A 20,752-nucleotide genomic window follows, 5' to 3' on the forward strand; every position below is an offset into this window, starting at 1 on the left:
GACATCACCTGCATGCTGCAACGGCCGCGTCGTAGGCGGCGACGATTTTTTCGGCCCGGTCGCTGACTTCGGCAACGCTGAAACCGGGTTTGAACAGAGCCGTTCCGATGCCGAAGCCGGCTGCCCCGGCCTTGATCCAGTCCTCGAAATTGTCCGGGCCGGCACCGCCCACGGCATAGGTCGCAGTGCCCTTCGGCAATACCGCCAGCATCGCCTTCAGTCCGTCCGGGCCGATGAGCGAGGCTGGAAAGAATTTGAGGCCATCTGCCCCGCTGCGCAGCGCCGTGAAGCACTCGCTTGGTGTCATCACACCGGGAAAGGAAGACATGCCTTCGGCTTTCGTCGTCTTGATGACATCCGGATTGCAGTCGGGTGACACGATCAGCGTGCCGCCGGCGTTCTTGACGTCGCGCACCTGTTCGGGCGCCAGCACGGTGCCTGCGCCGATCTCGGCATTCGAGGAAAAGGCCTTTGCCATGGCGGCAATGCTGACAAGCGGGTCCGGCGAGTTGAGCGGAACCTCGATACGAGTGATGCCGGCGGCAATCAGGCATTCGGTAACGGGCAGAGCCTCGTCCGGGGTCAGGCCGCGCAGGATGGCTATCAGGTTACGGCTCATGAATGCTCCGGTTCGTAGAAGGAATAGGCAAGGGTCAGCCCCTTCAAGGTGATGGTTTCCGCATCGAGCTGCCTTGAGGCATGGCCGAGATGTGTCAAGGCGCTGCGATAGGCACCGGCGATCTTGTCGCTGCCCAGCAGGGCCGTGTTACCAAGGTCGAAATCACGGCTGACAGCGGCCAGTTCGGCTCCGATCAGAAGCCCCGATAATCTGCCGCTTGCCTGTGCCGGGCCAAGGTCAGCAACAAGGCCGGCGGCGCGCACGCCAAAGAGATCGGCAGTCAGCGCTTCGGGGGCATTGAAACTGTGTTCGGCCGCTTCGGCAAAGGCTGTGCTGTCGAGGTCATCGGCGGAAAGGCCGTGCCGCAGGACGGAGTGTTTGGACAGAAGCGCGAAGGTCTCTCCTGTCATGAAGGTGCGGAACCGCTCAATTCGTCCGTCCTTTAAGGCGACCCACTTGGTGTGCGTTCCAGGCAGGCACAAGGTGCCGGAATAGGTCTGATTATCCGCAAGGAACCCCGCGATCTGCGTTTCCTCGCCGCGCATGACATCGGGAGGTGTGAGCTGCTTGATGCCCGGCAGGATGCGCACGTCAAGGCGCGGGTCGGCTGCATCCACCCCGGTAGCGTTCCGGATCGACGGCGGCGCGCAGGGTACGGTCATGTAGGGAGCTTCGGCCCAACCCTGCCGGGACCCGGCCATGCCGCAGACGATCACGGGTGTGACCTCACCGTCCTTCAGGAGGTCGGCGATCAGTTCGATCAGGGCAGGTTCGAAATCCTGTTTCTCCAGTCGGCCCATGCCCTTTTCGGAGCTGCGATGGGCAAGGATGCCGCCGGCTTCGTCAAGCGCCCAGATGCGCAGATTGGTGGTGCCCCAATCCGCTGCGATCCAGGACGCTTTTGGATGTGTGTTCATCCCGTCACCACCACGCCGCCATCCACGACCAGCGCCTGTCCTGTCATCGCCTTGCTGCTTCTGGAGGCAAGGAAAAGCACCGGGTCGACCATGTCGTCCGGCTGCAGTTCAACCTTGAGACACTGCCGGTCGATGTGAGCTGCCAGGCCTTCCGGTGTTACCCACATGTCCTTCTGCTTCTGGGTCAGGACCCAGCCGGGCGCAATTGCGTTGACGCGGATGTTCTCCGGGCCGAATTCTCGTGCGAGGCTGCGGGTCATGCCGTTGATGCCGGAATTCGCGGTTGTGTAGACCGGGTAGCCCGCATTGCCCATCATGTAGGAGATGGACGAGAAGTTGACGATGGAGCCACCGCCGGCCGCTCGCATGCCGGCAACCACATGCTGGCAGGCAAAGAAATAGGCCTTCAGGTTGATCGCCACGGACCAGTCCCAGAACGCCTCGTCAACCTCTTCGGTCTTGTGGCGTTTGTCGTTGGCGGCATTATTGACCAGAACCGTGATCGGGCCATGGGCTTCGGCTGCCTGATCCATGGCTGCCTTAAGGGCAGCCATGTCTGTGATGTCACAGGGCAGGAACAGCGGACGGCGGCCGTATTTCTGTTCCATCTCGTCGCAGAAGGGCGCTGCGTCGGAACGCTGCACAAAGGCGACCTTCGCCCCCTGCCGCAGAAAGCCCTCCGTCAGCACCGCGCCAATGCCGGAGCCGCCACCGGTGATGAATACCGATGCGTTGTCGAGATCCGGGTATGTTGCGTACATGGCACTTCCTCAATTGTTTTGGCGGCCTAAGCCGAAATCGGTTCGTTTTGAGTAACGTTACTCAAAGACGTTCGCCTTCCACAACCCAGACGGTTTCTGGGAACCGCCAGGGGAGCGTGAGCCCGTGGGACATCAGATATTGTCCACTGACTTCAAGGTCTTGATGTTTCAGGAAAGGCGCACCGCGGGACAGCCGGGGCGCTTCGTCCCGATTGACGAGAGATAGCCTGTATCTGCCTTGCGGGTCCAGACCGGTCAAGCGCAACGGACGCGGCAGGATCTGGTCACTTGGTCGCGTCAGCGCGGCAAACGCAACGAACCGGCTGCCGTCGCCGGCAAGCTGCTGTTCTGCGATCACGGCCGGATCGGCGCTGTCGAGCCGCAGGATATCGGCCTGCATCATCCAGTCCCGGTTGGCTTTCCACCAGCTCGTGACATTGCGCAGCGTCTCGGCTTCGGCTTCCGTCAGCTCACGCGGGTCCATCTCGAAGCCCATGTGGCGTTGAGCCGCGGTCCAGGCGCGCAGACGAATGTCCAGCGTTCGGCCGGAAGTATGGCAGTGACGGGGCCCGACGTGAGAGCCTGTTACCGAGGCTGGCAGGAACAAGGCGGCATCGTGCTGAATACGCTGGCGTTCCAGCGCATCGTTACTGTCCGAAAGCCAGACCCGGTGCGTGCGTTCCAGGACGCCGAAGTCGATCCGCCCGCCGCCGGACGAGCAGCTCTCGATCTCCACTGCCGGAAAATCGGACCGCAGACGGTCGACCAGCTCGTAAAAGCCTTCGGCCTGTTCGGCATCGACCACGGGCAGGATGCGGTTGTGGTCCCACTTGATGTAGCCGATGTCGTTGTTTTTCAGGACGTCGGCGATGTGGGCATAAAGATAGTCGCGAACCTCCTGGTTGGACATGTCCAGCACCAGTTGCTGGCGTCCGCGGATCTGGTCGGCGTGACCGAGCACCCAGTCGGGATGGGCGCGGCAGAGGTCACTGTCCTCGTTGACCATTTCCGGTTCGAACCAGATGCCGAACTCCATGCCGAGCGCCTTGATATGGTCGATCAGCGGGGTGAGTCCGTCCGGGTACTTGCGTTTGTCGATCACCCAGTCTCCCAGAGACGAGGTGTCGTCATCCCGGCGGCCAAACCAGCCGTCGTCCAGCACAAAGCGCTCGGCGCCCAGGCCCGCCGCTTGGGAGGCGATGGCTTTGAGTTCGTCGAGGTCGTGTTTGAAATAGACCGCTTCCCAGCAATTGTAGTGGACCGGGCGGGGAGTTCGGGCTCCCTGAACCACACGGTCGCGAACATGGCGCTGGAACCGCACGGCGGCACCGTTGAAGCCGGTGGCGGAATAGGTTGCGTAGAGCGGTGCGCTGACGAAGTGGCGTCCGCTGGAAAGGCTGGCAGTGGCGTGGCCGAACTGGACCTGGCGACGGCCATCGGCAAGTTCCTCGGCAACCATCTTGTGGCCCCCGGACCAGCCATAGTGAAACGCGAAAGCTTCACCAGCCGTGTTGGACGTTCCGGCATTGCAGACGACAAGCCCCGGGAAATGGGCGTGGTCCGTGCGGCCCGTGCGGTTGTCGCGGACACGGGAACCGGGCGCAAACGGCAGGCGGCGGGTCAGGAATTCCGCGCACCAGCGGCCGGAAAACTCGATCATCTCGCCAGTGTGAGCCGGGACCGGCAGAACCGGAGCCGCCAGCCAGTCGACCGTGATCTCATCGGCGCTTTCCAGCCGTGTCTGAAGCTTTAACAGGGAGGTTTCCGGTGTCAGGACGAGATCGAAGACGAGGCTGAGATCAAGGCTGTTGTCGGCAAAGACAAGCGTCAGGCCATGCTCCGAAGCGGCTTCGCTTTCGAACCGGAAACTGGGCATGAGCGGCGCGCCGGATGCGTTCCTTGCAGTCAGGCCGGTTTGCCCGGGGAAGCTTTCGGAGGCTTCCGGACACAGGCTCAGACCGGCGTTGCGGTCGACCATGCCACCGGTGACGTCGGCAAGTGCGGCTGCCGAAAGCGTCTCCAGGTTTTCGCCAGTGGGAAGGGCGGGCCCCCAGTAGACGGCTTCCGGCAATCGGTCGTCGAAGCTGGCCAGGACCAGGCTCTGTCTGTCATCTCCAAGATGCCAGCTGCGGATCATTTCACGGCTCCGAGTGTGAGGCCTGCAATAAAGTGGCGCTGCATCAGGAAGAACATGGCGACAGGCGGCAGGGCGGCCACGATGGAACCGGCGCTCATCAGGTGGTAGGCAGCACGATATTGCGCGTTGAAGGACGTGATGCCGGCGGTGACAGGCTGGCTTTCAACGCCCTGCGTCAGCACCACGGCCCAGAAGTAGTCGTTCCAGATGAAGGTGAAGATCAGCACCGACAGCGCGGCGATGGCCGGCTTCATCAGCGGCAGCACCACGTACCAGAAGATCCGCCATTCGGAGACGCCCTCAACGCGCGCAGCCTCGATCAGCTCAAACGGCAGGGCACGGATGAAGTTGCGCATGAAGAGTGTGCAGAAGCCGGTCTGGAAGGCGATGTGGAACAGAACCAGGCCGGTGATGGTGTTGTAGAGGCCCATCTGCAGGGTCAGGTCGCGCACCGGCACCATCAGGATCTGGAACGGCACGAAGTTGCCCGCCACGAACATGAAGAAGAGCCAGATATTGGCCTTGAACTTGTAGATGCCGAGGGCGAAGCCGGTCATGCAGGAGAGGCCAACCGCGCCGATCACCGTTGGAATGGTGATCTTGAACGAGTTCAGCAAATACTGCGGCATGTCCGAGCCGGTGAAGACCAGCGCGTAGTTGGTGAAGCCTTCGAAGGATGACGGCCATCCCCAGTAGTTGGCGTTGGCGAAATCCGAATCTGGCTTGACCGAAAAGATGGCGACCGCGATCAGCGGCAGCAGCCACAGGATCAGCGCCAGCGGAAGCAGCGTCTGATAGGTGATCTGCCAGGGGCGGGACGTGCGTTCGATCGGTGTCGGGAACATGTCAGCGCGCCTTTTCTTCTTTGTACATCGACCAGAGGAAGTAGGCGATGAAGGCCAGCATGATCAGGAACAGCACCACGGCAATGGCCGCGCCGTAGCCCATGCGGAAGCCGTATTCGGAGAGTGCGACCTCGAACATGTAGAAGCTGAGCACCCGGCTGGCGCCGAAGGGCCCGCCGTTGGTCATGACCGAAATCAGGTCGAAAGAGCGCAAAGCGCCGATGATGGTGACGACGAAGGCGATGAAGGTGGCCGGGCGAAGCTGCGGCACGATGATGTACCAGAGCATGCGCCAGCCCTTGGCGCCGTCGAGGCGTCCGGCCTCGATCTGCTCCGGATCAACCGCGTTGAGGCCGGTGAGATAGAGGATCATGCAATAGGCTGTCTGGGGCCAGAGGCCCGCGACGATGATGCCCACGGTGACCCAGTTTTCGTCCCCCAGCACGTTGAGCGGCGGCAGGCCGACCGCGCCGAGCAGAACGTTGAGGATGCCGAATGTCGGGTCGTAGAACCAGGTGAACACCAGGCCGACGACGACCTGGGAAATCACGAAGGGAAAGAAGAACAGGGATTTATAGAGCCGGATGCCGGTGACGGTCTGGTTCAGGAACAGCGCGATGAACAGACCGGCCGGAATGGCAAGCAGATAGAGCAGCAGCCAGATGACGTTGTTCTTCAGCGAGGTGTAGAACGCGTCATCCCAGTAGAGTTCCTCGTAATTGTAGAGCCCGACATATTCCGCCTGGCCCAAACCGTCCCACTCGTAGAGCGACAGGTTGAACGACTGGAAAATCGGAAAGATCACATAGAACAGGAAGAACAGGATCCCGGGAGCCAGGAACAGCCAGGGTGTCAACTGCTGCTGGTTGCGATGCCACCAGGAACTCTGGCGGGTCTCGGCGACGGATGCTTGGGCCATTTTCGGAACTCTTCGTGAGTCGTCGGCGTATACCGGAAAAGAGGACAGGGAGCGGTTGCCCCCTGTCCGGTCATGCGAAGGCAGACCTTATTTGTAGATACGCTGTTGGGCGCGGTCCAAACGGTCCAGGATCTTGTCCAGGTTGTCCGGCTTGACCATGAATTCCTGCAGGCCTTCCATGGCAACCTTTGCCATTTCAGCCGGGGCATCGCGGTCGAAGAACTGGGCAACGCCGCCGGGGGAGTTCGTGGACAGCATCTCAAAGCCCTGTTCCAGGAACTTGTCCTTATCCACGGACGACTTGGCGTTCACCGGGAGCTGGCCGAGGTGCTTGCCGTCGTTGATCCAGGTCTGGACGTCCGGCGAGACCGCGAACTTCAGGAATTCGCGCGCGTTTTCCTTGTTCTCGGCATTGGCCGGAATGTGGAAGGTATCGGTCGGCGCGTCTTCCGCCTTGGCGATGCCCGGCGTGATTTCCACGAACTGGTAGAAATCGATCTGGTCATCGGAAAGACCGGCTTCGCGCAGCGGCGCCACGGCAAAGTTGCCCATCAGGTAAGCGGCTGCATCGCCCTTGACCATGAACGGCAGAGCTTCCTGCCAGGAGTAGGTCTGATGGTTGTCGATGAAGGCGCCCATGTCGATGAGCTCGCGCCAGTTGGCGAAGGTCTTGCGGACTTCGTCGGACTTCCAGGACGCCTTGCCCGTGAGCAGGTCCATGTGGAAATCGAAGCCGTTGGTGCGCATGTTCAGGTAGTCGAACCAGCCACCTGCGGTCCAGAGAAACTTGGTGCCGATCGTGTAGCACTTCTTGCCGGCATCGATGATCTTCTGGCAGTTCGCCTTTTCCTCTTCCCAGGTAGTGGGTTCGGACAGGCCAAGCTCGTCGAAGATGTCTTTGCGGTAGTAAACACCCCACTGGTAGTAGGTGTAGGGCACGCCCCACTGCTTGCCGTCGATGGTCATCGCACCCTTGGTAGAGGCGAGGTTGTCGGCAATTTCCGGTTCCGCCCAAAGGTCGGACACGTCCTCGAAGAGGCCGGCCTCCACGTAAGGCCGCATGCGGTTGGCCGCGTACCAGGTGGCAACGTCCGGCGCATTTGCCGTCAGGAAGTTGCGGATCTGGGTCTTGTAGGCTTCCCGGTCAATCACCGTCGTCTCGATGTTCAGCTCCGGGTTCTTCTCCTGGAACTGAGCGATCATCTCTTCCATGGTCGCACGCGGCGCCGGGTTCGATGTGTCGAGAAAGATTTTCAGATTGCCTGTCAGGCCGTCAGCAGAAGCTGCGCCCATCACGGCTGCCAACATGGCAAATGCCGCTACGGACGTTTTCAGCATGGAACGCATGGTGTCCTCCCTTTTTGTTCCATTATGTGAAACTTAGTTTTGTATATTGATACTTTGATGCGATGGCGATAAGTTGTCAACAGGCTCGACGACAAGAAACGGGCCGAAGGAGGAGCTCATGAACAAACAGGCGGGGTCATCGACAGGTGACGGCACGGTCGGCAAGGCGCTGGAAGTGCTGGACAAGGTTGCAGCTGTGGGCCGGCCCGTGCGCTTTTCCGAACTGCTGTCTGAAAGCACTCATCCCAAGGCGACGCTGTACCGGTTGCTGCAGACGCTGGTGAGCCAGGGCATGCTGGCCTACGACGAGCGCCAGCAGACCTATTCGCTGGGTATCCGCCTGGTGCGGCTGGCGCATGCGGCCTGGCGGCAAAGTTCCATCGCGCCGATTGCGCGTCCCTTCGTAGGCGCCTTGTCGGAAGCTGTCGGCGAAACGGTGCACCTGGCACAGCTCGACAGCGGGCAGGTGCTTTATGTCGACAAGAGAAACCCGACCAATGCCATCGACATGTTTTCGCAGGCCGGCAAGGTTGGTCCGGCCTATTGCACCGGGGTCGGTAAGGCCCTGATGGCCTTTCTGGAGCCTGCTGAACTCGATCACGTTTTGAAGAAGCAGTCGTTCTATCGCTACACCCCGGCAACGCTGGCCAGCGAAGCTGAACTGCGTGCAGACCTGGAAAAGATCCGCGAAGAGGGGCTGTCCTACGACCGCGAGGAACATGAGCCCGGCATCATCTGCATTGCAGCGCCGATCCTGTCGTCCAAGGGGCGCCCGGTCGGGGCGCTTTCCGTTACCACGTCCACACAGCGCAAGAGCCTCGAACAGCTTCTGGAGGCACGGCCTGCACTGCTGGATACGGCCTCCAAGATCGCGGCGGCGGTCGAGGACTGGCAGTTCCCTGCCTAACAAGAATCCCAAGGGAGAGAGAATTACATGTCTGGCGTCACACTGACAAAAGCCGTCAAGAAATATGGCGACCTGGAAGTCATCCACGGAGTGGACCTTCAGATCGAGCATGGCGAATTCTGCGTTTTTGTCGGTCCGTCCGGCTGTGGCAAGTCCACCCTTCTGCGCATGATCGCCGGGCTGGAGGAAACGACCGACGGCAGGATCGAGATCGGTGACCGTGATGTGACCAAGTCAGATCCGGCGGAACGGGGCGTAGCCATGGTGTTCCAGACCTATGCGCTTTACCCGCATATGACGGTCGAGGAGAACATGGGCTTCGGGCTGAAGATGAACGGTCATCCGAAGGCCGAGATCCAGTCCAAGGTTGCCGAAGCCAGCCGCATCCTGAAGCTGGACCCTTATCTGAAGCGCAAGCCGAAGGCGCTTTCCGGCGGGCAGCGCCAGCGTGTTGCCATCGGCCGGGCCATCGTGCGCGGACCGGAAGTGTTCCTGTTCGACGAACCGCTCTCCAACCTGGATGCCGAGCTGCGTGTCGACATGCGCGTTGAAATCGCCCGCCTGCACAAGGATATCGGCGCGACGATGATCTACGTGACGCACGACCAGGTCGAGGCGATGACGCTGGCGGACAAGATCGTGGTTCTGCGCGGTGGCAATATCGAGCAGGTCGGCTCGCCGATGCAGCTCTATTCCGATCCGGACAACAGGTTCGTCGCTGGCTTCATCGGTTCCCCCAGTATGAATTTCGTGGAGGGGATTGCCGGGGAGGGTGAGGTCAGTGTTGCTGCGTTCGGCGGTGTTGCCGTGCCGACATCGGTCGCGCTGCCCGCCAAGGGCGAAAAGGTTCTCGTCGGTCTGCGCCCGCAGCATCTGAAAGTCTCACCTGCGCAGGAAGGGGCGAAGGTCGATCTGTGCGAGCAGCTCGGCGGCGTCGCCTATTCCTATCTCATCTGCCCATCGGGCGAGCGTGTGATCGTGGAAACCAAGGGTGAGGATGTGCCTGTTTCTGATGGAACTGTCGCCATCGACTTCGACCCGGCTTCAGCGCTGTTCTTCGATGCGAAGACGGAACAGCGGCTGAGGTAGTCTTGCCGAGGCGACTGGTCCAGGCGGCCCGCCTTCCGCAAGTGGTTTTGGACAAGTGAGGCAATGCCGAACCGGAAACCGGATATCAGCCGCGCCATTGGCGCGTCTCCTCGTACGAAAAAGAGTTCGCTACACTCACGCAGATGCGCTGGATTGCGGATCTGCACGCAGCTTATGCTGCGCTTGTCCGGAATGACTTTGGGTAACCGTTGAAGGCCTTGTCCTCGAGGGGCTGGCAAAACGGATTGGGCAGGGGACTGAGAACGCCTTTCCACTTATGCCTGGACGCAGGGCATTTGGTCTGCGGGTCGCTTGCATTGCATTCGTCTGGTGGCGAGTCTGTTTTTTGACGATTTTGGCGGCTCTCCCGTCAGGGCCGATCTTTTTTCTCTGTCATCATCATCCTTCAGACAGTCTTTATCACATGACTGTCTGGCATTGCGCTGCCGCTCTTGGTGCTGTGTCTTTGCAGGACAGGGCTGCATTCATCTGTCATGAGCTCGTGTTACGCTAACTGACGACCCGCCCGGAAAGGCGGCCACTTCGAACGCGCATCTTGCCTTGACATGAATACTGATTCATGTGTCATATATTCCAGCGTCAGGCGATGATGTTACCCTGTGGAGGCCGTGGGAGCGGCCGGGCAGGTTTGCCGGCCTTTCGCGCAACGGGAGGAGAATTCATGACGAAACGCGTTTTCCGCTGGGCCGTGCCGCTTCTGGCTGGCATCAGCGTGGCGGCTGCCGGGATTGCCGGTGCCCAGGCCGACGATATCAAGATCGCCCATGTTTACGGCAAGACCGGTGCCCTGGAGGCCTATGCGAAACAGTCGCATACCGGCCTGATGATGGGTCTCGAATATGCCACCGACGGCACCATGGAAATCGACGGCCGCAAGATCGTGGTCATCGAGAAGGACACCCAACTGAAGCCGGATATCGGCAAGGCCGCGCTGGCGGAAGCCTATGGTGACGATGAAGTCGATATCGCCGTCGGCCCTGTCTCCTCCGGCGTTGCGCTGGCCATGCTGCCGGTCGCCGAAGAATACGAGAAGGTGCTTCTGGTGGAGCCGGCGGTTGCCGACAGCATCACCGGCGAGAACTGGAACCGCTACATCTTCCGCACCGCGCGGAACTCGTCCCAGGACGCGATCGCCAACGCTGTCGCACTGGGGCAGGAAGGCGTCTCCATCGCGACGCTTGCACAGGACTATGCCTTCGGTCGTGACGGCGTCGCCGCCTTCAAGGAAGCGCTGGAAGGCACGGGTGCCAAATTGGTGTTCGAGGAATATGCGCCGACCGATACCAAGGATTTCACAGCCAACGCGCAGCGCGTCTTTGATGCCCTGAAGGATGAGCCGGGCCGCAAGTTCCTGTTCGTGATCTGGGCCGGTGGCGGCAATCCTATCAGCAAGATCAAGGCAATGGAGCCGGAGCGCTTTGGTGTCGAGATCGCCACGGGCGGCAACATCCTGGCGGCCATGGCGGCCTACAAGGAACTGCCGGGCATGGAAGGCGCGACTTACTATTACTACGAGATCCCGAAGAACCCGGTGAACGACTGGCTGGTGGCCGAACACCAGAAGCGCTTCAATGCGCCGCCGGACTTCTTCACCGCGGGTGGCATGTCTTCCGGCATTGCCATTGTCGAGGCTATCCGCAAGGCCGGGTCCACGGAGACCGAAGACCTGATCACTGCCATGGAAGGCATGGAGTTCGAAACGCCGAAGGGCAAGATGATGTTCCGGGCGGAAGATCACCAGGCTCTGCAGTCGATGTATCACTTCAAGATCAAGGTCGACCCGGATGTCGAATGGGGCATCCCGGAGCTGGTGCGCGAGTTGACAATCGAGGACATGAACATCCCGGTGCGCAACCAGTAAGCCGAATGAAGACGCGGCGGAGCTTTCAGCTTCGCCCGCGTGGCCTCAAGACCTTTAAGTTTGCCCGGCTGGTGGGAAACCCGTCCGGCCGGGCACTCATCCGATACAGTTTTCGCGACAAATCAAGCCTGGGAACGCGCATCGTGGCCAAGGAACACCCGATTCTGGAAACGAGGGACCTGACCATTCGCTTCGGCGGTCATGTGGCGGTCGATCACGTTTCCTGCGCCTTCGATCGAGGCACCCTGACGGCGATCGTTGGGCCGAACGGCGCGGGCAAGACCACCTATTTCAACCTGATCTCCGGTCAGCTGGCAGCGACCTCCGGGGCTGTGCTGCTCAACGGCGAGACCATCACCCGACTGTCGGTGCCTGAACGCACCGACAGGGGTATCGGCCGGGCGTTCCAGCTGACCAATCTCTTTCCGACCCTGAGCGTGCGCGAAAACGTGCGGCTTGTAGCTCAGGCGAAGGCACGCAAGGGGTTCGATCTCTTCACCGTTGCAGAAAGCCATGTGGAACTTCTGGAGCGGGCAGACCACGTGCTGGCGGAGGTTCGGCTGATCGATCAGGCCGACCAGACCGTTTCCGCTCTGCCCCATGGTGACCAGCGCAAGCTTGAGGTAGCGCTGCTGATCGCGCTTGGGCCCCAGGTGCTCATGTTCGACGAGCCGACCGCCGGAATGAGCGTCGACGAAGTGCCGGTGATCCTGGAGCTGATCCAGAAATTGAAGAGCGACATGGACCGGACGATCCTGCTGGTGGAGCACAAGATGGATGTCATTCGCACCCTGGCCGACCGTATCATCGTTCTGCACAACGGGGCGCTGGTGGCCGATGGAGAACCCTCGGAAGTGATTGCCCTGCCGATCGTGCAGGAGGCTTATCTCGGCAAGGCACCGGCTTCCTCCGGGGAGGCTGCGTGATGGCGGAAAACCTGCTCACCCTTTCCGGAGTGCACACCCATATCGGCCCCTATCACATCCTGCAGGGCGTGGACCTCGCAGTGCCTGAAGGTGGGGTGACCGTTCTGCTCGGCCGCAACGGCGCGGGCAAGACCACAACGTTACGCACCATTATGGGGCTTTGGACGGCCAGCCAGGGCGATATCCGGTTTGACGATCATGTCATCACCAAACTGTCGACGCCTGAAATTTCCCGCAGGGGAATTGCCTTCGTGCCGGAAGACATGGGCATCTTCACCGATCTGACAGTTGCCGAAAACATGATCCTGGCCGCTGCCAACGGGCCGATGGACCAAAAGCGCCTTGCCTGGATCAAGGAGCTGTTTCCGCCGATCGGCAGCTTCTGGAATTCCTCCGCAGGAACGCTGTCCGGTGGTCAGAAGCAGATGCTGTCCGTGGCGCGGGCGATCATCGAGCCGCGCCGGCTGATCCTGATCGATGAGCCGACGAAAGGCCTCGCACCGGCGATCATCAAGGCGATGACAGATGCGCTGAAGGAACTGAAGGAAACCGACACCACTATCCTGCTGGTGGAGCAGAATTTCGCCATGGCGTCCGGCATCGGCGACACGGTCGCGGTGATGGATGATGGTCACATCATTCATTCAGGCCGCATGGACGAACTGGTGGCGGATGTCGCCTTGCAGGAAAAACTCATGGGGCTGAGCCTGGAGGCGCATCAATGAGCGAGACGGCGATCAAACCGCGGATCGAGAAAATCCCGCTGAAGGAACAGCTTGCCCAGAAACTGCCGGTGCTGCTGGTGCCGGTGCTGGCTGCCGTCGGGCTCATTGCCATCGGCAATCCGGCGAGCTGGCTGACACTGACGGTGGCCGGGCTGGCCATGGGCATGATGATCTTCATCATGGCGTCGGGATTGACCGTGGTTTTCGGGCTGATGGACGTGATCAACTTCGGCCATGGCGCCTTTGTTGCCGTCGGCGCCTTCGTCGGCTTCACGGTTCTGGCCTGGCTGGCCGGCTGGACGGCTTCGCCAAGCGTCTTCATGAATCTCTCCGCCGTGCTGATTGCCATCCTTGCGGCCATGCTCGTGACCGGCCTTCTCGGTCTTGCCTTCGAGCGGGTGATCGTGATGCCGGTCTACGGCGAACATCTGAAGCAGATCCTTGTCACCATGGGCGGGCTGATCGTGGCTCAGCAGATGATCTACGTGGTCTGGGGGCCGGACGAGCTGCATATGTCCCGCCCGGAAGCCTTGCAGGGATCGCTGGTGATCGGCGAAGCAGCCATCGAGAAATATCGCCTGGTGGCGGTCGGCATCGGCCTCGCGCTGTTCATCGGCATGCGCCATATCCTGAAGAACACCAAGATCGGTCTGCTGGTGCGCGCCGGGGTGGAGAACGGCGAGATGGTGGAAGCACTCGGCTACCGTATCCGCCGGCTGTTCCTGATCGTGTTCATGACCGGGTCGGCGCTGGCCGGGCTCGGAGGCGTCATGTGGGGACTTTATCAGGAAACGATTACCGCACACATGGGCTCGGAGATCATGGTGCTGGTGTTCATCGTGGTGATCATCGGCGGCCTCGGCTCGGTCGAGGGTTGTTTCATCGGCGCCATGCTGGTGGGACTGCTTGCAAACTACACGGCCTTCCTGGCGCCGAAGGTGGCGCTGATCTCGACCATCGCGCTGATGGTCGTGGTGCTGATGTGGCGGCCACAGGGGCTTTATCCGGTGGTCAAGGCGAAGTAGGGACGGAACAAGATCATGCTGACCAGACTTCTTTCCGGCGACACGCCGCGCAGCGGCCTTCTGACAGCGCTGCTGCTGATCGTGTTGATCTCGCTCGCCTTTGCACCGTTTCTCTTTCCGGGCACCAAGTCGCTGGAGACGGCCGCGCGGATCTGCATCTTCATCGTGCTGGTGGCAAGTTACGACCTGTTGCTGGGTTATGCCGGTATCGTTTCCTTCGCCCACACCATGTTCTTCGGCATCGGCGCTTATGGGACCGCGCTTGCCCTGTCGACCACCGGGCCGAACTACGGTTCGCTGATCTGGGGTACGGCGGCGGGTGCCGGGGTTGCGGCCCTGTTCGCGCTGGCCATCGGGCTGTTCTCGCTTCGGGTGAAGGCGATCTTCTTCGCCATGGTGACGCTGGCGGTCGCAAGCGCCTTTGCCGTGCTGGTGTCGCAGATGTCCTGGCTGACAGGCGGTGAGGACGGGCTCAACTACAAGATCCCGCGCGAACTGACGCCCGCCTTCAAGCTTATCAAGACGAAGGTGTTCGACGTCAGCATCAATGGCAAGATCCTGGCCTATTACCTGGTGTTCTTCGCCGCCGCGATCCTGTTCCTGATCATGCTGCGCATCGTCAATTCGCCGTTCGGCCGCACGCTGAAGGCGGTTCGCGACAATGCCTTCCGGGCGGAGGCGATCGGTTACCGCGTGGTCTGGTATCGCACCACGGCCACCGTTCTGTCGGCAGTCATGGCAGCGCTTGCGGGCTCTCTTCTGGCCATCTGGCTGCGCTACACCGGCCCGGCAACAACGCTCTCCATGGAGATCATGATCGACATTCTGTTGATGGTCGTGATAGGGGGCATGGGCACGCTTTACGGGGCCGTGCTCGGGGCAACCCTGTTCATTCTGGCGCAAACCTATCTGCAGAACCTGATGGGTGTTGCTGCAGAAGCAACCAGCGCGGTGCCGGTGTTCTCGACGCTGGTGGCGCCGGAACGCTGGCTGTTGTGGCTGGGTGTTCTCTTCATTCTGTCGGTCTATTTTTTCCCGACGGGCATTGTCGGACGGCTACGGGCGGGGCGTGCGTGAGCGGGAATATGCTGCATATCCGCGACGAGGGAACGGGCAGACCGCTGGTGCTGATCCACGGCTGGTCCTGTCCGGGCCGGTTCTTCGAAGGCCAGATCGGGGCTCTGAAAACTGACGCCCGTTGCATCGTTCCGGATCTGCCGGGCCACGGCAAAACAGCGGGCCGGTTGCCATTGACCATCGAGGCAGCAGCCGATGCGGTTCATGAAACTATGGTCGAGCGCGAACTAACCGAAGTAATCCTCTGCGGTTGGTCGATGGGTGCGCTGGTTTCCTATGCAATGATCGAGCGGCACGGCGCCGACAGGATCTCGCAGTTCGTTGCCATTGACATGACGCCGAAGGTTCTGAACGACCCCGACTGGCAGAACGGAACGCTGAACGGCCTCAATGCTGAACTCAACGACCATTTCCTGAATGCCATTGTGGCGGATTGGGCCAAACTGCCGGCCCGGATCGCGAGACGACTGTTCGCCGAAGGCCTGCCCGTGCCGGAGTGCGTTGCGGAGCTAGCCCGCAAAGAGATTGCTGCAGCCGATCCTGTGCTCTTGAAGCCGATGTGGTCGTCGCTCACCGCGCAGGATTTCCGCCCGCTTTTGAAAGCCTTTCCCGTGCCGTTTCATCTGGTGGCGGGTCTGCGCAGCCAGCTTTACGGCCCGGGTGTCCATCGTTGGCACGCGGACAATGTTCTGGATTTCCGTTTCCATGGCTTTGAAGCATCAGGCCACGCGCCGCACATGGAAGAGGCGGACAAGTTCAACAGCCTGCTGCGGAACCTGGTGAAGGGCTGAGGCGCACAAACTTGGCTTTTTGGGACGGCCATCCTGACCGTTTCCTTAGTGTCCGCCGCCCAGCTTCGCCTTCACGAATTCAATGATCCGGTCCAGGATGCTCAAAACCAGGAACACGGCGAGCAGGCCGACGAAGAAGCGGAGGTCGCGCAGCAACGTGCCGAGGGCAAAATCCTGGACGCTGCTGTTGGCGTAGGTCCACACAGCCCAGGCGATCCCGGCGAGGAGTGCTGTCATCACCAGCGAGATCAGGATGTTCTGCCAGAGAGGCTTTTGCGGCTGGTCGCTCATTTCAGCACCCTGGCGGTCAGAAGGTCCGCTTTGAACACCATCAGGTCGTCCAGCTGTTCGACCTCGCCTTCGACCTCGATGTAAAGCGCCAGCAGCGGATCGATGGCATCGCCGAGAAGCTGGCCGTCCTTGCCGGCCATGAGAAAGAAGGTGCGCCCCTCGACCGGTCCGGACGAGACGAAGACCGGCGGAATGCCGCCGGTCAGGCAGAGGTCCGCGCAGGCCTTGTGCGCAAGGCCCCGGCCCGGGCGCATGGCGCCCGCATAGCACTTGCCGTCGCAGATTTCACCGGTCAGTTTCCAGCGTCCCAGCGAGACGGGTTCGGATGGGGTGAAGCCGGGCGCATCGTCCATAGCAGGTGCTACCTGTCCCACCTGGATCATTGTCAGATCGCCCCGGTTCACGGGCACTCCACGCAAGGTCACCTGCATCTCGCGATTGGCTTCTGCCTGTTCAAAGACACCGCGTTTGCCCTGGCCTGCCAGCATGTAGGTGCGGGCAGGGGTGTCGCCATCCGCCGGAATGCGGAACACCGGATAGGGCCGGAGTTCGAGCAGGCCGGTTTGCTCGAACCTGTTGCCCCACTGAAACGTGCCGCTGCCCGGATCGTTCTGTGTGGTGGACAGGGCGAAGGCTGCAAGGCCCAGTCCCGCGACAAAACACAGGGAGAAGACCCCGAGAAAGGCCACCAGCGGCTTCGGTACCTTGTTGAGATAACCGACGAAAAACGGAGCCGCCTTGGTTTGTTTCCAGCTCATGGCGCACCTCCGATCACCACCGGCTCGACATAGGTGCCGGGTGGCAGAGCGTTGGGATCGAGAAGAACGGTGGAGCCGACCAGCTTCAGCTTGTAGGTGGCGATCTTCTCGGTGAAGGGCGCGGGTGCTCGGCCGTCGGCCAGATTGTACTGATACCCGTGCCAGGGGCAGGTGATGCAGCCCCACAGCACCTTGCCTTCGCCAAGCGGGCCGTTCTGGTGGGCGCAGACATTGGTGACAGCCGACAGCTTGCCGTCATACTTGAAGATTGCGACACGCTCCTCTTCGCTCAGGGTCACGACCTTGGCGCATTTGTCGTCGATTTCGTCCACCTCTCCGGCGACGACCCAGCCGGCTTCCTCTAGGGAAGCCTTTGCCGTGGCATCGCCCTTTTCCCGATTGGCCTCCAGGCGCCCGCTTGCAAAGTGAAGACCGCAGACCATGACAACGCTTGCCGCAACCATGCTGGTGAAGATGGGATCGGACGGGCCTTGCAGCGCGCCGAGCGCGACATGCAACACTACGAAGGCGTAGGCGGCATAGATGAACATGTGCAGCGCCTTCCAGATCGGCGCTCCCAGAAAGCTGAGCCAGAAATCATGGCTGGTGGCAGCCAGTACGAACAGGATCAGGAGCGCGGCGATACCGAAAGCCTCGAAGGGAAAGCCGATCACTTGCCCGTAGCTTGTGTTGGACGACAGTAACGCGACGTAGCTGTCTGTCGGTGAGAAGTTGAAATACCAGCCAAGCACATAGTTGGCGTGAACGGCGGCAATACCGGCGGTCATCACGCCGAAATGGCGGCGGTTATAAAGCAGCGGCAAAAAGCGCCGGTCGAGCCGGGCCAGCGGCCCGATGCACAGGATCACCGTCAGCATCAGGAAGGCACAGCTGCCGAAGGCACGCATCCTCAGGATGGCACCGTCGATTGGCCGGGTGATATCCTCATAGAACGGCCCGACACGAATGAAGATGTAAAGATAAAGCGCAACGGCAATCAGCAGGATGGCATCATAGACCATCTTGTTGCGATTCCAGATCACCGGTGTGTATTGCACGCTCATTGGCTTGCCTCCCCGGAGCTTTCCACCGGGACTTCAATCAGCACAGCCGGTCTGTCCGTGGGGGGCGACTGGCGCATCGCCAGGATGGCAAAGAAAGCCAGCGGCAGCAAAAGGCCGAGGACAGTCCAGATACGGGCATGGGCTTTGCGATGTGCACGTTTCACCGGCCAGCCTCCCCATGCTTTTCAAGCACGTACCAGCGATAGAGCACCAGCGGCCAGATCAGGCAGATACCGGGAATGAGCAAGGGCCGGAAGACATGAGACCCGCGTGCGGATGGCTCCACCCGGTCGATGCCGATGACAAGAAAGAGTACCGCGACCAGCCCGCCGGCCATGAGATAGTATTTTCCGATGTCGATCAGAATGGCTGCTGTTTGCAAGTGGACCCCCACCAGGTCTGGATGTGATTGGTGTCAGCTTAGCTCATTACGAAGCATTGCCAACGGTCTCTTCATTTCTTCCGGTCCGAGTTGGCCTCTCTTCTCTTCTCACCCCGTCATTGCAGGGCTCGACCCTGCAATCCATGCCGTTTCCGTGCCTTGAGCGAGGTCCGTCATGTCGAACCGCAATGGCATGGATCCCATGGTCGAGCCATGGGATGACGGAGGAGGAGGTGTTGCTCGAGTGGCCTTGCCGCGTAAAAGGAGCGATTGAGACCTTGTCACGGTTTCCATCAAACCAGATCCGCATCCGTGATGATCTCCACCAGTGACGGACCGTCGTGGGCGATCGCATCGGCGATGGCGTCTTTCAGTTCGGCAGGGTCGGTCACCCGGTGGCCATGACCACCGCACAGGCGCGCGAAAGCGGCGAAGGACGGGTTGGTGAGGTTCGTTTCCCAGACCGGCCATTCGCCCGAGCGCTGCTCCTTGGAGATCTTGCCGAGCTCTGAATTGTTCAAAAGGATATGGGTTATATCCATTCCGTATTTGACGGCCGTGGTGAACTCCATGGCGTATTGACCAAAACCTCCGTCACCCGAAATCGAGATCACCTTGCGGCCCCGGAATTCCTCGAAGTCCTGGGTCGCGCTCCAGGCGCCCAGGGCCGCGGGCAGGCTGAAGCCGATGGAGCCGAGATAGCCGGACATCAGGATACGCTGTCCGCAAGGCTCAAAATACCGACCGAAGGAATAGGTGTTGTTGCCGACGTCGACCGGGATGATCGCGTCCGGTGGGCACAGATCGCTCAAAGCCTTGAAAACGGCCGCCGAGTGAATGCCCCTGCCGCCGTCCTCGGAAAGACGAAGATCCTTTTCCGCGCGCCAGATTGTCCAGCGTTCCACCAGCTCGCTCGCCTGGTCGGGGGCATCTGCCGGTTTCAGCGCCTGATCGACAATGGCTTCGCAGAAGGTGCCGATCTCGCCCCAGACAGGCAGGGTCACGGGATGGAACTTGCCGAGCTGCATGCGCTCGAAATCCACCTGGATGATGGTCTTGTAGGGAGCGATGCCTGTGTGGTTGGCAAAGGAAGACCCGAGCGAGACGATCAGATCCGCCTCGTTCATGAACCAGCTTGCAATGGGCGTCCCGGAGCGGCCAAGAACACCAGCCGCCAGCGGGTGGGTGTCCGGGATCAGGCCCTTGCCTTTGAAAGTGGTCAGGACCGGAGCGCCGAGCTTTTCGGCAAGCGCAACGACCTTGTCGCGAACATCCTTGGCGCCGTAGCCAAGCACAATGACCGGGCGTTTCGCTGCGTTGATCATCTCAACGGCCTTTGCGAGATCCTCGCCGGAGGGCGTGATGCCGGTTCCGCCGAGGCGGCCTTCGGGTTTGCCTGCCTCCCTGCTGCTCGGGTTGGTCTGGACGTCGTCGGGGAAAATGAGATTGGCGACATCCCGTTCCACCAGCGCGGTTTTCAAGGCCAGCGACATCAGCTCGGCATGGTTGGAGGTGCTGAGCACCGGCTGGGAAAACTTCGAGACGGCTTCGAACGCGGATTTGAGATCAATGTCCTGAAAGGCCCCGGGGCCGAACACCTGGGTCTGAACCTGGCCGGTGAGGGCCAGAACCGGTGACCGGTCGACCTTGGCGTCCCAGAGGCCGGTCAGAAGGTTGGTTGCGCCGGGGCCGGCAATGGTGAGGCAGGCTGCCGGTTTGCCTGTCAGCTTGCCATAGGCGGATGCGGCGAAGGCGGCCGCGCCCTCGTGGCGAATTCCGATATAGCCCAAAGCGCCTTTGTCGACCTGACGGCGTATCGCATCGGCAAGACCGAGGTTGGAGTGGCCGACCATGCCGAAGACACGCTTGACGCCCCAGTTGACCATGGTTTCGGCCATGACGTCGGTCACCGTGCGTTCATGGGGCGGCTCCGGTTCCAGGCCGATGAAGATCTCGTCACCGTCGATCCTGAGGGGATAGAGCTTCTGGCCACTGTCCTCGTGACCGCCGGGAGGCGTGCCCGTCAGCGGATCGAAATCCCAGCCGTGCCAGGGACAACGGATCCAGCATTTGCCGTCCGACCCCTTCTCGATGGAGCCTTCCCCGAGCGGGCCGCGTTGATGCGGGCAATGATTGTCCATCGCCGCCCACTGGCCTTCGAAGTGCGACAGGCAGATCGAGATTGTACGCGCCGTGACCGTTTTCACCCGGCCTTCGGGCAGGTCTTTGACGTGCCCAACCTTGATCCAGTCGAGATCCTGTGCGTCCATTGGTCTTCCTCCCTTAAACG

Annotated in this window: 21 protein-coding genes; 8 read left to right on the forward strand and 13 right to left on the reverse strand. The window is 61.0% G+C overall.

The window, feature by feature from the left end; translation table 11 throughout:
• Positions 1–4: 4 nt before the first annotated feature.
• The 7 genes from HEP89_RS12720 to HEP89_RS12750 all read right to left on the reverse strand — a co-directional run bounded on the left by HEP89_RS12720 (position 5) and on the right by HEP89_RS12750 (position 7,545).
• On the reverse strand, positions 5–619 hold the full coding sequence (locus tag HEP89_RS12720; RefSeq protein ID WP_168692180.1) for a 2-dehydro-3-deoxy-6-phosphogalactonate aldolase: 615 nt from the start codon (positions 617–619) through the stop codon (positions 5–7).
• A complete protein-coding gene (locus HEP89_RS12725) occupies positions 616–1,536 on the reverse strand; it encodes a 2-dehydro-3-deoxygalactonokinase (RefSeq protein WP_168692181.1) in 921 nt (306 codons plus the stop codon). The genes HEP89_RS12720 and HEP89_RS12725 overlap by 4 nt, the downstream gene beginning before the upstream one ends.
• Positions 1,533–2,297, reverse strand: coding sequence for an SDR family oxidoreductase (locus HEP89_RS12730; RefSeq protein WP_168692182.1), 765 nt, complete (start codon positions 2,295–2,297; stop codon positions 1,533–1,535). The genes HEP89_RS12725 and HEP89_RS12730 overlap by 4 nt, the downstream gene beginning before the upstream one ends.
• 61 nt (positions 2,298–2,358) lie before the next feature.
• On the reverse strand, positions 2,359–4,434 hold the full coding sequence (locus HEP89_RS12735) for an alpha-galactosidase (protein ID WP_168692183.1): 2,076 nt from the start codon (positions 4,432–4,434) through the stop codon (positions 2,359–2,361).
• Positions 4,431–5,279 carry a carbohydrate ABC transporter permease gene (locus HEP89_RS12740; protein WP_023003019.1) on the reverse strand — a complete coding sequence of 283 codons (849 nt, stop codon included), beginning with the start codon at positions 5,277–5,279 and terminating at the stop codon, positions 4,431–4,433. The genes HEP89_RS12735 and HEP89_RS12740 overlap by 4 nt, the downstream gene beginning before the upstream one ends.
• A 1-nt stretch (position 5,280) precedes the next feature.
• Positions 5,281–6,198 (reverse strand): sugar ABC transporter permease, encoded by a 918-nt coding sequence (locus tag HEP89_RS12745; protein ID WP_023003020.1) that lies wholly within the window; start codon positions 6,196–6,198, stop codon positions 5,281–5,283.
• A gap of 87 nt (positions 6,199–6,285) precedes the next feature.
• Positions 6,286–7,545, reverse strand: a complete 1,260-nt coding sequence (locus HEP89_RS12750) for an ABC transporter substrate-binding protein (protein ID WP_168692184.1) — start codon at positions 7,543–7,545, stop codon at positions 6,286–6,288.
• 118 nt (positions 7,546–7,663) lie between these two features.
• Here HEP89_RS12750 and HEP89_RS12755 point away from each other — a divergent pair, with 118 nt between their 5' ends.
• The 8 genes from HEP89_RS12755 (at position 7,664) to HEP89_RS12790 (ending at position 15,967) form a co-directional block, all read left to right on the forward strand.
• On the forward strand, positions 7,664–8,452 hold the full coding sequence (locus HEP89_RS12755; RefSeq protein ID WP_168692185.1) for an IclR family transcriptional regulator: 789 nt from the start codon (positions 7,664–7,666) through the stop codon (positions 8,450–8,452).
• Between the two features lie 27 nt (positions 8,453–8,479).
• A complete protein-coding gene (gene ugpC / locus HEP89_RS12760; RefSeq protein WP_168692186.1) occupies positions 8,480–9,541 on the forward strand; it encodes a sn-glycerol-3-phosphate ABC transporter ATP-binding protein UgpC in 1,062 nt (353 codons plus the stop codon).
• Between the two features lie 682 nt (positions 9,542–10,223).
• Positions 10,224–11,423, forward strand: a complete 1,200-nt coding sequence (locus HEP89_RS12765) for a substrate-binding domain-containing protein (protein WP_023003024.1) — start codon at positions 10,224–10,226, stop codon at positions 11,421–11,423.
• 143 nt (positions 11,424–11,566) lie between these two features.
• A complete protein-coding gene (locus tag HEP89_RS12770) occupies positions 11,567–12,349 on the forward strand; it encodes an ABC transporter ATP-binding protein (RefSeq protein WP_207106374.1) in 783 nt (260 codons plus the stop codon).
• Complete coding sequence (locus HEP89_RS12775; protein ID WP_168692187.1) at positions 12,349–13,074, forward strand: ABC transporter ATP-binding protein; 726 nt, start codon at positions 12,349–12,351, stop codon at positions 13,072–13,074. Before HEP89_RS12770 ends, HEP89_RS12775 begins: the two co-directional genes overlap by 1 nt.
• Complete coding sequence (locus tag HEP89_RS12780; protein WP_023003027.1) at positions 13,071–14,099, forward strand: branched-chain amino acid ABC transporter permease; 1,029 nt, start codon at positions 13,071–13,073, stop codon at positions 14,097–14,099. Before HEP89_RS12775 ends, HEP89_RS12780 begins: the two co-directional genes overlap by 4 nt.
• A 15-nt stretch (positions 14,100–14,114) precedes the next feature.
• On the forward strand, positions 14,115–15,176 hold the full coding sequence (locus tag HEP89_RS12785) for a branched-chain amino acid ABC transporter permease (protein ID WP_077291845.1): 1,062 nt from the start codon (positions 14,115–14,117) through the stop codon (positions 15,174–15,176).
• Positions 15,173–15,967, forward strand: coding sequence for an alpha/beta hydrolase (locus HEP89_RS12790; RefSeq protein ID WP_209014676.1), 795 nt, complete (start codon positions 15,173–15,175; stop codon positions 15,965–15,967). The genes HEP89_RS12785 and HEP89_RS12790 overlap by 4 nt, the downstream gene beginning before the upstream one ends.
• A 45-nt stretch (positions 15,968–16,012) precedes the next feature.
• On the opposite strand, the gene HEP89_RS12795 is transcribed toward HEP89_RS12790, so the two are convergent.
• The 6 genes from HEP89_RS12795 to HEP89_RS12820 all read right to left on the reverse strand — a co-directional run bounded on the left by HEP89_RS12795 (position 16,013) and on the right by HEP89_RS12820 (position 20,732).
• Positions 16,013–16,258, reverse strand: coding sequence for a hypothetical protein (locus HEP89_RS12795; protein ID WP_168692188.1), 246 nt, complete (start codon positions 16,256–16,258; stop codon positions 16,013–16,015).
• The gene (locus tag HEP89_RS12800; protein ID WP_168692189.1) at positions 16,255–17,016 is read right to left on the reverse strand and encodes a hypothetical protein; all 762 of its coding nucleotides are present in this window, start codon (positions 17,014–17,016) and stop codon (positions 16,255–16,257) included. The genes HEP89_RS12795 and HEP89_RS12800 overlap by 4 nt, the downstream gene beginning before the upstream one ends.
• Positions 17,013–18,080 (reverse strand): Rieske 2Fe-2S domain-containing protein, encoded by a 1,068-nt coding sequence (locus HEP89_RS12805; protein WP_168692190.1) that lies wholly within the window; start codon positions 18,078–18,080, stop codon positions 17,013–17,015. The genes HEP89_RS12800 and HEP89_RS12805 overlap by 4 nt, the downstream gene beginning before the upstream one ends.
• Positions 18,077–18,244: a hypothetical protein gene (locus HEP89_RS12810; protein WP_168692191.1), complete on the reverse strand. Its 168-nt coding sequence runs from the start codon at positions 18,242–18,244 to the stop codon at positions 18,077–18,079. Before HEP89_RS12810 ends, HEP89_RS12805 begins: the two co-directional genes overlap by 4 nt.
• Positions 18,241–18,462, reverse strand: a complete 222-nt coding sequence (locus HEP89_RS12815; protein WP_023003034.1) for a hypothetical protein — start codon at positions 18,460–18,462, stop codon at positions 18,241–18,243. Before HEP89_RS12815 ends, HEP89_RS12810 begins: the two co-directional genes overlap by 4 nt.
• Before the next feature lie 293 nt (positions 18,463–18,755).
• Positions 18,756–20,732, reverse strand: a complete 1,977-nt coding sequence (locus tag HEP89_RS12820; protein ID WP_168692192.1) for a thiamine pyrophosphate-binding protein — start codon at positions 20,730–20,732, stop codon at positions 18,756–18,758.
• Positions 20,733–20,752 lie beyond the last annotated feature (20 nt).

The sequence above is a fragment of the Labrenzia sp. 5N genome, from assembly GCF_012395805.1.
Taxonomy (GTDB): Bacteria; Pseudomonadota; Alphaproteobacteria; order Rhizobiales; family Stappiaceae; genus Roseibium; species Roseibium algicola.